A 13510-nucleotide genomic window follows, 5' to 3' on the forward strand; every position below is an offset into this window, starting at 1 on the left:
AAATAGTAGACGAAGTTTAATTTGGAAAAGAGCAAAGCGTTTTATATCTTTAAACCATCCCACATACTATCAACCTTGTCGATAACTTCCTGACTCATTTCTATTTTTTTACCCCATTTTCTATTTGTCTCAGGGTATATTTTATCGGTTGCATCTATTCCCATTTTACTACCAAGCCCTGAATCAGGTGATGCAAAATCTAAATAATCTATAGGGGAATTATCTATAAAGCTCGTATCACGCCTTGGATCGCTTCTTGTTGCTATTGCCCAAATTACTTCTTGCCAATTACGAACATCAATATCATCATCTACAACTATAATAAACTTACTATACATAAATTGCCGTAAGTACGACCAAATCCCAAGCATTATTCTTTTAGCATGACCGGGATAAGATTTTTTAATCGATACTACCGCAACTCTATATGAACAACCTTCGGGTGGAAGCCAAAAATCTACTATTTCCGGAAATTGCTGCTGCAAGATAGGAATAAAGATTTCATTTAATGCTTCACCTAAGATTGACGGCTCATCAGGCGGTTTTCCGGTATAGGTACTTAAATATACTGGATTTTTCTTCATCGTTATTGCAGTTACGGTAAAGACCGGAAACTCCTCAACATCATTATAATATCCGGTATGATCCCCAAAAGGGCCTTCAGGCAAATATTCCTCTAAACTTACATAACCTTCTAGCACTATTTCACTATGTGCAGGTACTTTTAAGTCAATAGTTTTGCATTGCACCAGCTCTATTTTTTCATTACCGAGTAAACCTGCAAAATTATACTCTGAGATATTCTCAGGTATCGGTGTAACCGCTGCCAAAGTTACCGCTGGATTTGCCCCAATAACAATAGCAGCAGGAAACGGCTCTTTTTTTGCTTCTTTCCAACGTTTATGATGCTCTGCTCCGCCCCGTAACTTTAACCAACGCATCAATAGCTTATTAGGAGCTATTGTTTGCATCCTATATATACCAAGGTTGTAATTATCTATTTTATCATTACTAGGTCCTTTAGTAACTACTATCCCCCAAGTAATTAAAGGCGAAATATCATCAGGCCAACATCTTTGGATCGGCAATATATTGATATTCGGTTTTTCAATGACGATTTCATGACAGGCTGCTTTTGATATTGTTTTAGGATACATAGCAAAGATACGCTTAGCAAGAGGTAACATTGATAATGTTTCTTTAAAAGATGCGGGAGGTTGCGGCTGTTTAAGGAATGCTAGTAAAATGCCAAGCTCTCTTAATTCTTTGGGTGACTTAAGTTTAAGTCCCATACAAATGCGATTTATACTAGCATAAAGATTAGTGAGGACAGGTATATCGGATTTAGTACCATCTGCTTTTATAACATTTTCAAAAAGTAATGCAGGTCCGCCTTGTGCTAATACTCTTCTACTGATTTCGGTAACTTCTAAGTCAGTTTTAACCTCAAGAGAAATACGCTTTAACTCACCGTTTTTTTCTAAAAATTTTAAAAACTCCGGTAAATCTTTAAAGCTCATAGTTCTATTTTTTTGTTTATAATGCGGGGCTTATTTTATCGTCATTGCGAGCAGGTTTTATTGCGTAGACACCTAATCGTCATTGCGAGCGACTGCAAGGAGCGGGCAATCTTAGGATGCTTGACAAGATTGCCACGTCGCTTCGCTCCTCGCAATGACGATACGGGATAACATGCTTAGTTTCCCTACTTACTAAAATTAGCTTTTACCTGCATATCATTCTGAATAATTGTGTAGTTAATTAGCTCGTCAATTATAGAATTTTTAATATTATATATTATATTTTTTTCTGAATTGATATGAATATTTTTAGCCGTTAATTCATCGATACTTCTAGATTTAATATGTGCAAAATATACTTCATCACCTACTTGGAATATAGGTGTATTACTTCCTATTTTAGTATTAAAAATTGATAATAATATTTCAGGAGTTAGGGTTAGATCATTTTCCATTTCGGATCTAATATAGCTTTTTTTGCTTATTTTTATTCCGGTAGCTTTAAGCTCTTTTATATTCTCTTGATCTGAATTATACTCTTTTGCTAAATCCTTGATAATTTTTAAGTTTACATCTGCAATATTCCGCTTTATCCAAGCTTTATTTACCTGCTCTTTAATAGCACCAAATTCAGGTATTTTTGCCGGCTGAATCGATTTTAATTCTACCAATATAAGATAGCTTTTATCTTCTGCTTCTATAGGATAAGATAATTCTCCTTCCGAAAGCTCAAAAATACTATCAACATTTTCGGCAATTATTTTATCTTCAATAAGCTCTGCATAACTTATATAGTTAACGTTTTGTATCGGTAGCTTATATTTTTCGGCAATTTCAACTAAGCTAGAACCGGCTGCCGTCTCATCTTCCAGCTTTTTAGCAAACTCCCTATTAAGTATATCGATTTTTTGAGCCTTTAATAAATCATGTAATTGTTTCTGTACTGCTTCAAAACTTTGATCACCGAATTCATCTTTATTTTCATTATAAAACTCTAACAACTCATCTTGAGTAACTGAGACTTTTAAATCCTTAATATTAGCTTTAATATAAGAAAAGCTGCGTTTCTCAGGTACTTCAAACGAGGTTTTATTATCTTGGTAAAAAACCTTTAATTGCTGGTCGGTAGGGGTAGAGATTTGTAAATCTTTTGGTTTATTTTGTAAATCTATTTGTATTAATTCTACTTCTCTTTTTTCAGCCATATAATCTACTATATTGTCAGTCATAGCTTTAGGAACATAGAAACTTTCTACAAAAGTACCGACAAAAATATTTTTTAGAGCTTTTTCTTTGAAGTTTAATAAATATTTTTCTTCATCCATATAAGAATTTCTAAAATAAGTTTTAAAAATTTTTATATCGAAAACACCTTGCTCATTTTTAAAAACCGGTGATTCTTTGACTAAAATTTTAACTGTATCATCACTTAGATCTAAGTCGTAATAGCTAACTAAATAATCTAAGACATTATCGTAAACAAGCCTTTTTAGGATTCGGTTATCAATATTTAACTGTGCTATTTCTTCATCCGTTAAACTTGTTCCCGTTTGCTTACTTATAGCATTAATTTCTAAAGATTTTGCTCTCAAAAAATCTTCTTGGGAGATATTTTTCACATGAGAAAAAGTAACAATATCACCGCTTCTTCTTCCGTTTAATACATCTTTAATACCAAAGCCGACAAAAGCAAAAGCTATCATTGCGAATAAAACCCGCATTATAAAACTATCGGCAGTTTTTCTAATATTATCTAACATAATTTTTTATTTAAATTTTATCGTCATTGCGAGCGGGCATTGCCCGCGTGGTTCAATTTCACCTCTGTGTCATCCCGTGGCTTGACCACGGGATCCATAAAAACAATTTGAAATACTAATATTATTAGTATTTCAAGCTGGATCCCGCGATCAAGTCGCGGGATGACAGCGGAAAACCGGTCCACGCACCAATACCTGCTCGCAATGACAACGCTCAAGACTACATTATAAAGCAAAAAAGCCTATATAGTCAAACTATATAGGCTTTTTTATTATTTTTGTAGATGTTCGATGTCATTTCTGTATGGTTCAGTTTTCCTGTCATTGCGAGGAAAGGCGAAGCCTTGACGTGGCAATCTCAGGATGTTTGACGAGATTGCCGCGTCGCTTCGCTCCTCGCAATGACGAGTATCAAGCTCATTAGAAGTTTACACGAACTTTTACACTACCTTGCTGAGCGAAATACTTACTTCCAATATTGGTATCGTAGTTAATACCGTATTCCATCATTTTATGCTTAGCAGTAACACCAACACCGACATCAAAGCTTGTTTTGCTTTGCTTAAAGCTGTTGGTTGGGAAAGGAGCAGTCATACCTTGTAATCTTGCATCAATCGCCGGAACTTTATTCTTGAATGCATAATCAACCATTGCATAAAGCTCAGGAGTTAGCACTACTTCACCTACATTGATATTACTTGATACTTTAGCACCGAGTAAACCATCGAAAGTGTTATAGTTCTTGCCTTTAACTGTAAGGTTTTGGTTAGTAGTACCGGTTTCTTTATAACCCTTATCTTTGATAACCGAATATCTAAGCCCAGCTAGCGGTGTTAGGTTAATATTTTCAGGCATCATATAGGTATAACCAGCCATTAACTGACCTGTATAGCTTTCAGATTTATACTTACCGCTTGCGGTTTGATAGCCGACAGTCTCTAGTGCCGTTGCAATAACACGTCTTGATTTGCTTTTTATCCTATTATCCGAGTAAGATGCTATAGCTTCAACGAAGAGATTTTCATAAGGTACATTATATAAACCGTATACGGAATAGATGTTACTCTCTACCTTATTCTTATAGCCCGTCTTATTATTTTTCAGCTTAATATCGGTATCGGTTCTTGTATATGCAAGCCCGAGTGCTAAATCATCGTTAACTAAGCCGTCAAAACCTATAGTGCCACCGGTTGTATCAGACTTATAACCGCTTATATTGTTACGCATCTTCTGCGTTGCATTACCGACAAATGGGCTTATCCACGCACCAAACTTAGCATCTCTGTCCTTATCACCGGCAGCTACGACAGCCGGCTGTATTACATCCATTCTAGCATTTAGATTAATTAAGCTACTTGAGATATTACTTAGTATAACTTGATTATTAATAGCAGCTATAGTATCGCTAGGTTTTACAACGTCTTGCATGAGGTGAGTTACAGCATCTGCTTCTTGGATTGGAGTCAGTTTACCCCAGTTACCGAAAACTAAACGTGCATCTGAACCGATTGGTGCTTGCTCCATTAACTCAAGCGATTTCTTTATGTTTGCAGCATTTGGGATATTTGCAAGCGGTCCGCCCGGTTTGAAGTCGTTATCTATAACTTCTTGAGATACATCTTTCGCAAATAACGTTAAAGTTGATTCATCAAAAGTAAAGTTGACAAAGCGGTTGTCATTATTAACGGTTACTTTAACATTACCTGCGGGAGTAGGCTTTAATCCACCTGCCGCTTCTGCAGATATTACCGTATATTTTGTATCTGGACTTATATTATTAATGTCGAAATTAGTAGCAGTAACAACAAGTGCTAAAGTTGAAACCCCTGATAAATCAAGAGTACTACATGATTTAATTAGTATATTACCTCCTGACTTAGCTGCTCCGTCAAAAGTAGTATTTAAGGTTAGCGTATCGGTAAAGCTACCGGTGCCGGTATATGTTACTTGGCTTGCACCTAAAGTAAGTGTAGTACCGCTACCTGTTATATTACTATTAAAGGCTAGGCTATTACCGAAATTAATAGTAGCATTGTTAGCTGCAAAGCTGGTAGCCGTTACATTTTTAGCAAAATTAGTGATAGAAGCTTTAGCTAAAGTAACTGCACCGGTGTTAGTAAATGTATCGGCAAAACTTGTAGTACCGCCGAGCGTCGCCGCACCTTTCGCATTAACACTGCTTGCAAAGTTTGTTGTGCCTGCCGTTGTTATATCACCAACCGAATTAGCCGCAGTCCCTACAACACCGCTAACACTACCGCCATTTGTGAAGTTTAACTTCAGAGCCTGACCACCGGTTTTATTTATGCTGCCTGTTAAGTTAAAGTTTGCAGGTAATGTTAAGAGTGCTGTACCATTACCTTGGATTTCAGTGATGCTAGTATTACCGCCTTGGGTTATGCTTACAGCCCCGGCACCAACTTTTAACATTGTGAGGCCGTTAACACTACCAAGATTACTTGCACCTAAAGCTATTAACGTACCGGTATTAGTACCGCCGGTATTTTGGACCGCTCCCGCAATATTTACACCGTTATTTAATGTTACCGTACCGTTTGTTGCATTAAAATCTAAGAAACCGCCAATATTACCGGTTTGAGTTAACTGAACATTATTATTAATTAATATTACATTCCCCAGAGTAGCCCCAAGCTCTGTCGCACCTGTAGTATCAAGTTCTATATTTGCCGTATTGAAAGTGATACCTGCTGTACCGAAATCTCCTACTCCTTGAAATTTTATAGCTTGTAATCTATGAACTCTACCGAGTGTAACGCCTCCGGCTATCGTTAATTTTTTCCCTGCGTTTACGGAATTTAAGGTTACTATACCCTCATCGTCATTATTAGGGTTTATATCTGCAATTAACGTGATCGTACGGTCATCTGCATTTGAACTATTTTGTAATACTAGCTGAGCATTTGCATGTGCAAATTCAATATTTGCTGCCGGTACAATCACATCACCGCCGCTTGCATCAACTCTATAAATACCATCGTTTATTTGTATAGCATCAGCATTAACTGCCGTATTACTAGTAAAATCTGCATTATTGTTAACAATAACGTTGTGGATACCGCCTAAATTTACATCGTCGGTTATTGTAACCACATCCTTAATTAATAAAGAGTTAAATTTATCGCCGCCTCTATCACCCATCTTTCTAGCGGTACCTGCTGCATTACTTCCGATATTCAGTCCATTAGCCCCACCGTTAAAGATTAATCCACCTTCATTGGCACCCGGTGCCGCTAAATCAGCTGCTAATAATACATTTTTTACTCCGACTCCGGTTAAGTTAGAAAGAGCTAAAACAGAACCTGCATTTCCAAAAGCAATTGCTTGACCGTCTAATATAGTAACGTCACCAGCACTTGCATCTATTGTAAAAAGGTTGTTAGCTCCAATATTGATTCTTGCAACCGTTCCTATAGTTGGATGATATGCCGTAAGAGAGCCGGTATTAACATTAAGTATAGCATTATTACCGTTTACTATAGCTCCTTTAAACTGGTAATGAATTACGTTACCACCACCGTCAAGAGGACCGTTAAACTCTAACGTACCACCGGCTGCATTCCCACCGAAATTTACATTTGTAGCTACTAAATTACCGCCGACTTGTATCGTACCGACTGCTCCACCGCCGGCAATATCATCAAAATTTACGGTTTGTGCATAAATATCACTACCAAACACAAGGTCCACAGCACCATTATCAACTTTAGCATTCAGAACTTTTAGAGATGCTGCATTTGTACCTACCGCTCCAGTTACATTACCTGCTCCAACTACAAGTGTACCGGTATTATTATTAGCCGTAGTTACTGCTCCGGTAATTCCGTTATTTGCTGTTAACGTACCATCAGCTGCAAAATTTACTGCTGCTGTGATTGCTCCTGCTGCCGTTACATTTGCCTCTGCATTAATGGTTACTGTTGTTGCATCAATTGTTGTTACGTTACTCTGACCTTCAAATTGTACTACTTCTAATATATTACCGCCATTTGTTCCTATCGCTCCAGTTACATTACCTGCTCCAACTACAAGTGTACCGGTATTATTATTAGCCGTAGTTACTGCTCCGGTAATTCCGTTATTTGCTGTTAACGTACCATCAGCTGCAAAATTTACTGCTGCTGTGATTGCTCCTGCTGCCGTTACATTTGCCTCTGCATTAATGGTTACTGTTGTTGCATCAATTGTTGTTACGTTACTCTGACCTTCAAATNCATTTGTTCCTATCGCTCCAGTTACATTACCTGCTCCAACTACAAGTGTACCGGTATTATTATTAGCCGTAGTTACTGCTCCGGTAATTCCGTTATTTGCTGTTAACGTACCATCAGCTGCAAAATTCACAGCTCCAGTTATTAGTCCGGTTTGTACCACTGACGCAACATTACCTGCATCCTCTCCTATCGTTACTGTTGTTGCACTTATTGCTCTTGCTGTACTCATTCCGCCTGCATTACCGTTATTAAACGTTACGGCATGCAAAGTTTTGGTTCCACCGATTGCTCCGGTAAAACTTGTTTGAGTATTAACAGTTATTTCACCATGATCATCGTCATCACCGTCTATAGCCCCGGCAGGAACTATTAAATTCGGAGCAGCAGATTGTATAGTTAAGCCTGCAGTGGCACCGCCTAGGGTAATAGCTCCTAAACCTGTATAATTATCAGCAGTAGCATCAAAACCATGATTTGCAGCAACTGACTCAGTACCGGTTAAAGTTAAGCTTTTGCCGTCAGCGATAGTAACAGGTAACGAGTTACCGCCTGTAACAATAGAACCGACGCTGGTATTTTGAGTAACATTTAGACCTCCGGGATTAGTGCCTGCAACATTTATAGCCGTAATAATACGAGCAGCTACATTTGCAGTGATAGTATGATCACCACCGTAAGTAAATGCCCAATTGTCTTGAGGACCGTTAGCAGGATTATCATTAGCTGCTCCTCCAGCCGTTATCTCATTCCAATTATTGGCAGCAGCAAGATCATTAAATGCTGCATCATTAACAGAAATAACACCTGAAGCGACACCGAGTGCCCCGCTACTACTCAGCATTATCGCTGCGGTTGAGGTGGTGAATAAAGCGGTCTTAAGACCTTTTTGAATTGCTTTTTGAAATAATTTTGGAGAAATATTCGCCATAAATATGTAACCTTAATAAAAATTAAATAACTTAGGAATTAGGAATTGTTACAATTTTAATACAATTTTTTAAATATGTCTATTATAATTATATACAATATTTTAAATTTAGTATGAATATGTGGCATTTGCATTCTGCAGGGGCGGTAGCTTTGTTGCATAGATCGGTTTTCCGTCATTGCGAGAAGAATTACGTAGTAATTCGACGAAGCAATCCAGTTAAAAAATCTGTAAATCAGAATTTTTTTATTATTTTTCTAGATTGCCGCGTCGCTCCGCTCCTCGCAATGACGACCTTCAGGTATCCACGCAGGCAACGCCCGCTCACAATGACTATTTAGTATCCGTATTCTCCTAACACCTTAATAACATCATCATACATATAACCTTCATAAGCACCTGCTTCGAGTAATAATTTTGTAGCTACGGTACAATTATTACTCTTTGCTAAGCCTAGAGGATTTAAGCCTGATTTATCACGATAATTAATATCTGTAGTATGTTCAATTAAAAACTGTATTAATTCTTCACCGCAATTAGCTTTTATAGCATGATGCAAGCCGCTACGTCCTAATTGGTCTTTATACTGGGCATCAGCACCCCTACTATATAAAGTTTCTACTAACTCCAAATCATCAGCATATATTGCTTTTTGTAAAAGCTTTTGTCCTAAAGCTTTATCAAATCCTGCATTATCTTTAATCAAAACTTTTACTAGTTTTGAGATATTTATGTTCTTATCATAAATTTGAGCTACTTTTTCTAAAAGTGTTTGCTGACCCGTGTTTTTACCGACTAACGTATGATTTACTAGATACTTTATTAATTTCATATCTTCAGAATCAATAGCAAGTTCAAAAATCTTATAGCCGAGTTCGCTTTTAATATCAAATTTAGCACCTTTGCTAATTAATGCTTTTACTGATGAAATGTTCTTCGATTCTACAGCTAACTCTAGAGGTGTTTTATGGTTATCGGTAATAACATTAGGATTATGATCTTTATCAAGGAAAAATTGTACTATTTGTGTATTTCCGCTAGCTGCTGCCCAATGTAGTAGAGACCAACCATATTCATCATATCTTCCAAATTCCGTATTCTCATATAAATATTCTACAATCTCTAAATTTCCGACTTTAATACCTACATGAATAGCCGACCAATTACCTTTGTTAGGAGCAATCTTACCTCCTGCCTGAACTAAGAATTTTACTGTTTCTAAATCTTTTACTTTGATAGCTAAATGTAGAGGAGTTTGACCCTCAAAATATAAATTATTAATATCTATTCCTTTATCTATTAAAGCTTTTACTAACGTTTGAAGTTTGAAAGCTGCTTTTGGACGCCAAGATATTATATCGCTGTTAGAATTAACTTCCAGTGCAGGTGGGGTTTTGCCGGTTCTATATAATAATTATGAGAAGGTTTAAGATATTTTTTACAGTATGAATAAGTGGTTTAAAGAAAGTTAGAGTAGCCATTGAATTATTTCCATTATTTAATATATTGCGGCGGCAATTATTAAAATATATTAATAATAATGTCAATGAAAAATGTAAGCCGAGCCGTCATTGCGAGGAAAAACTGTAAGTTTTGTACGTACGCAATCTCAGGATATTTGACGAGATTGCCACGCAGCCTACGGCGGCATTGTTGCGTGGATACCGATGTCATTCCTGCGGAAGCGGGAATGACATTAAGAATACGAGAATAACATTTACCTCTCAGGCAGTAATATCTCTCTTTTACCTGTATGATTCGGTGGTGAGACTATTCCCTCTTTCTCCATTTTCTCAACTAAGTTGGCAGCTTTGTTATAGCCGATTCTAAGCGACCTTTGGATATAGCTAATGGAGGATTTACGTTCGTCACGCACTATCTGCACAGCTTTTTTGTAAAGCACTTCATCAGATGTACCGTCACCGATATCAATGCTACTATCGTCTTCTTCAGGCTGCTCGGTAACGGCTGAGATATATTCAGGCGTACCGGTCTCTTTCAAATATTCCGTAATTTTCTCGATTTCGGCTTCATTAACAAACGGTCCGTGTACCCTACTTATCTTTGAAGCATTACCCATAAATAACATATCACCCATACCGAGTAACTGCTCAGAACCTTGCTCGCCTAAAATCGTTCGGCTATCGATTTTAGAGGTAACTTTAAAGCTAATACGACTTGGGAAATTGGCTTTAATGACACCGGTAATAACGTCTACAGATGGTCTTTGTGTCGCCATAATAATATGAATGCCTGCCGCTCTTGCCATCTGAGCAAGCCTTTGAATCAGCATCTCGATATCTTTACCGGCAACTAGCATTAAATCAGCCATCTCATCGACAATAACCACTATGTAAGGTAGCTTTTCCATATTCATCGTAACGGTTTCGTAAATAGGTTTACCTGTTTCAGGGTCAAAACCCGTTTGAATCGAACGCTCAATTACTCTATTCTCTTTAACCGCTTCTAAGATTTTTGTATTATAACCTGCAATATTCTTAACGCCGATATTACTCATCATTCTATAGCGATTTTCCATTTCCTTAACTGCCCATTTAAGAGCAACTACCGCTTTAGAAGGCTCAGTTACCACGGGAGTTAGCAAATGCGGTATTCCATCATAAGCCGATAATTCAAGCATTTTCGGGTCAATCATGATAAAGCGGCACTCTTCGGGAGTATAACGGTATAAGAGCGACACAATCATCGCATTAATACCGACCGATTTACCTGAGCCGGTGGTTCCTGCTACTAATAAATGAGGCATTTTAGCAAGATCGGCAATCAGCGGCTTACCTGCTAAATCTTTACCCAAGACTAACGGCAATAAAGTTGATTTGTCTTGGTACTCGGGAGTCTCTATAAGCTCTTTCAAACAAAAGAATTCACGCTGCTTATTAGGAAGCTCAATGCCAAGCACATTTTTACCGGGTATGACTGCTATCCTTGTCGATAGAGCCGAAAGCGAGCGTGCTATATCGTCGGATAATCCTACTACCCTTGATGTTTTCGTACCTGCTGCCGGCTCAAATTCATATTGAGTTACAACAGGTCCTTGATTGATATTAATTATATGCCCTTTAACTCCAAAATCATTCAGCACGGTTAATAGCTCCTCGGCTTTTTGCTTAAGCTCTGAGGAAGAAGCCCCTTTTACATGATGGTTTTCAGGATCACGTAATAACGAAATAGGCGGCAATTCTGCTATTTCGCTTTGAGATATTTTAGGGCTAACCGGCTTACTAAAGAATTTTATAGGATTTGCAGGTACAGGTTTTGCTTCTTCAGTGAATTTTACTTTTTCACTTACAGGTTTTTGGTAAGAAGAAATTATATTTATCTTATCATTATTGTTAGTAGAGAATAATCTTACCGAAGACAATTGTGAAAATATATTATGTAAAAAAGATTGTACCCGATAGATTAAAAATTTACCTAGCTTAATAATAAAATTACTTAAAGAAGTAAATTTAATTTCAAGTAAAACAACTAATATAATAAATGTAAAAAATATTAATAATAAGTATAGTTGATTTGTAAATCGCTCAAAAAAATTAGAAGCTATTATTCCAACAGCTCCGCCTGCATTTGCAGGTATGAATTCTAGCTTAATCTTAGATAATAATGTGCTACTGCTAATGAGAGCAAGCAACATTACAAATATACGGATAAATGAGCCGCGATATCTTCCATACCAACAATTTCTACCCCAAACAAAGCAAGCAAGCGGTATAATAAAAGCAGCCAACCCAAAAAATTGATATAAAAAGTCTGATAAATAAGAGCCAGGAATTCCGACTAAATTACTAGGATACTCTGTTGTAACCGAGTTAAAAGACGGATCGTCTATATTATATGACGTGAGAACAGTAACAATAGCAAACCCGATTATCCCTAAGATAACAGCTTGTACTTTATTATTTGAAAGAATTTTATTTATGTAATATAGCATAGTTTTAAATATTAAGCTAAATTATGAGTTTTATATCTTTTTCTATAATATTCTATAGGCTTTTCAATAAAGAAATAAATTAAAAAAGAAATAATTATTACTGTTATAAAAGTAACCAACGTATTAAGAAATGTCCCATTATCAGCCCAATATGAGATAGCAGGTAATATATTATACAAGACAATTAAATGACAACAATATAAATATATTGGGTAAGAGAGTAAAGCAATTAATTTGTCTAACTTATTATCTTTGGTTAAGTCAAATATTTTTCCTAAAGATAGAGTAAATAAACAATAAAAAAGTAATTTTTTTAATTGAGGCTCTATTGGGATAAACGGAAAAGTAATAATTATTAATATAATATATAAATAGAGTAATTGACTAAGCCAAGACTTTTTTTCGTTTATTTCTTGATTGGTATAAATATAAAATACTTGACTACCGATTAAGAAAACTGCAAGTTCAGAAGGAAAGAATCTATAAGACCAAGGATCTCCTATAAATCCGTTAAGTTGAAGAATAATTCTAGTAATTAAAGATATACAAATTATAGATATTTTTCTTTTTTAGAATCCAAGGTGCTATTAAATAAAAAGAAATTTCTAACCCAATTGACCAACCAGGAGGTATCAATAAAAATTGATAAAGAGGAGGGGTAGAGTCAATAAAGTATTTTGTAAAATGTACTGTATTATTATTAATTCCAATAAACATTGTTACATCTTGAAATAACATTGTTAGGTAATGGAAGATTATACAATTGACTTAAAAAAGAAAATTTTTGCTGCAAGAAGAAAGTAACTAAAATACAAAAGATATAAGTAGGATAAAGCCTTAAATATCTACTTTTCCAAAATTTTATTTTACTTGTATAATTGCTCTGAATCATAGCCATATAAAAGCCGGAAATCATGAAAAAAGATTGTACTGCGATTTCTGAACCTACAAATTTAAGAAATGGATGAGAATTTGAATGTGCAGCTACAACAGAAAGAGCAAATAATAACCTAACTACACCCATTATGTTAAATAACAATTATATAATATCCAAAACCTAAATCAAGTAACATAGCAACACTTCTCAATAATAGGATAAGTTATTTACATTAAAAGAA

At 36.0% G+C, this 13510-nt stretch carries 9 protein-coding genes and 1 pseudogene; 3 read left to right on the top strand and 7 right to left on the bottom strand.

Annotation, left to right across the window (positions count from 1 at the left end; genetic code table 11):
• Positions 1 to 41 precede the first annotated feature (41 nt).
• Positions 42 to 1520: a UbiD family decarboxylase gene (locus tag BN1174_RS03390; RefSeq protein WP_040256501.1), complete on the bottom strand. Its 1479-nt coding sequence runs from the start codon at positions 1518 to 1520 to the stop codon at positions 42 to 44.
• A gap of 21 nt (positions 1521 to 1541) precedes the next feature.
• Here BN1174_RS03390 and BN1174_RS09820 point away from each other — a divergent pair, with 21 nt between their 5' ends.
• Complete coding sequence (locus BN1174_RS09820; protein WP_156138463.1) at positions 1542 to 1691, top strand: hypothetical protein; 150 nt, start codon at positions 1542 to 1544, stop codon at positions 1689 to 1691.
• A 14-nt stretch (positions 1692 to 1705) separates the two neighbouring features.
• On the opposite strand, the gene BN1174_RS03395 is transcribed toward BN1174_RS09820, so the two are convergent.
• Together BN1174_RS03395 and BN1174_RS03400 are read right to left on the bottom strand one after the other, a co-directional pair.
• Positions 1706 to 3280, bottom strand: coding sequence for a SurA N-terminal domain-containing protein (locus BN1174_RS03395; protein ID WP_040256503.1), 1575 nt, complete (start codon positions 3278 to 3280; stop codon positions 1706 to 1708).
• A gap of 420 nt (positions 3281 to 3700) precedes the next feature.
• Positions 3701 to 8440: an autotransporter outer membrane beta-barrel domain-containing protein gene (locus BN1174_RS03400; protein ID WP_040256505.1), complete on the bottom strand. Its 4740-nt coding sequence runs from the start codon at positions 8438 to 8440 to the stop codon at positions 3701 to 3703.
• A gap of 113 nt (positions 8441 to 8553) precedes the next feature.
• Between BN1174_RS03400 and BN1174_RS09830 the strand changes: the two genes are divergently transcribed.
• Positions 8554 to 8781, top strand: a complete 228-nt coding sequence (locus BN1174_RS09830; RefSeq protein WP_156138465.1) for a hypothetical protein — start codon at positions 8554 to 8556, stop codon at positions 8779 to 8781.
• Here the strand turns inward: BN1174_RS09830 and BN1174_RS11620 are convergent.
• Together BN1174_RS11620 and BN1174_RS11625 are read right to left on the bottom strand one after the other, a co-directional pair.
• Positions 8778 to 9272, bottom strand: coding sequence for an ankyrin repeat domain-containing protein (locus tag BN1174_RS11620; RefSeq protein ID WP_231555779.1), 495 nt, complete (start codon positions 9270 to 9272; stop codon positions 8778 to 8780). The two genes, BN1174_RS09830 and BN1174_RS11620, sit on opposite strands and share 4 nt — an antisense overlap.
• A gap of 60 nt (positions 9273 to 9332) precedes the next feature.
• Positions 9333 to 9821, bottom strand: a pseudogene (locus tag BN1174_RS11625) (ankyrin repeat domain-containing protein); the annotation flags it as partial.
• A gap of 165 nt (positions 9822 to 9986) precedes the next feature.
• Between BN1174_RS11625 and BN1174_RS09835 the strand changes: the two are divergent.
• Positions 9987 to 10154 carry a hypothetical protein gene (locus BN1174_RS09835; protein WP_156138467.1) on the top strand — a complete coding sequence of 56 codons (168 nt, stop codon included), beginning with the start codon at positions 9987 to 9989 and terminating at the stop codon, positions 10152 to 10154.
• Positions 10155 to 10157: 3 nt separating this feature from the next.
• Here BN1174_RS09835 and BN1174_RS03410 read toward each other — a convergent pair whose 3' ends face one another.
• Together BN1174_RS03410 and BN1174_RS11630 are read right to left on the bottom strand one after the other, a co-directional pair.
• A complete protein-coding gene (locus BN1174_RS03410; RefSeq protein ID WP_040256507.1) occupies positions 10158 to 12392 on the bottom strand; it encodes a DNA translocase FtsK in 2235 nt (744 codons plus the stop codon).
• 700 nt (positions 12393 to 13092) lie between these two features.
• Positions 13093 to 13431, bottom strand: coding sequence for an acyltransferase family protein (locus BN1174_RS11630; RefSeq protein ID WP_231555780.1), 339 nt, complete (start codon positions 13429 to 13431; stop codon positions 13093 to 13095).
• Positions 13432 to 13510 lie beyond the last annotated feature (79 nt).

This window comes from Rickettsia hoogstraalii (assembly GCF_000825685.1).
In the GTDB taxonomy this organism is placed as follows: Bacteria; Pseudomonadota; Alphaproteobacteria; order Rickettsiales; family Rickettsiaceae; genus Rickettsia; species Rickettsia hoogstraalii.

Bases quoted from the DNA above. Each gene is read 5' to 3' on its own strand.
- BN1174_RS09835 (WP_156138467.1), top strand. From the start codon at position 9,987: ATGAAAAATGTAAGCCGAGCCGTCATTGCGAGGAAAAACTGTAAGTTT.
- BN1174_RS03410 (WP_040256507.1), bottom strand. From the start codon at position 12,392: ATGCTATATTACATAAATAAAATTCTTTCAAATAATAAAGTACAAGCT.
- BN1174_RS03390 (WP_040256501.1), bottom strand. From the start codon at position 1,520: ATGAGCTTTAAAGATTTACCGGAGTTTTTAAAATTTTTAGAAAAAAAC.
- BN1174_RS03395 (WP_040256503.1), bottom strand. From the start codon at position 3,280: ATGTTAGATAATATTAGAAAAACTGCCGATAGTTTTATAATGCGGGTT.
- BN1174_RS09830 (WP_156138465.1), top strand. From the start codon at position 8,554: ATGAATATGTGGCATTTGCATTCTGCAGGGGCGGTAGCTTTGTTGCAT.
- BN1174_RS11620 (WP_231555779.1), bottom strand. From the start codon at position 9,272: ATGAAATTAATAAAGTATCTAGTAAATCATACGTTAGTCGGTAAAAAC.
- BN1174_RS09820 (WP_156138463.1), top strand. From the start codon at position 1,542: ATGCGGGGCTTATTTTATCGTCATTGCGAGCAGGTTTTATTGCGTAGA.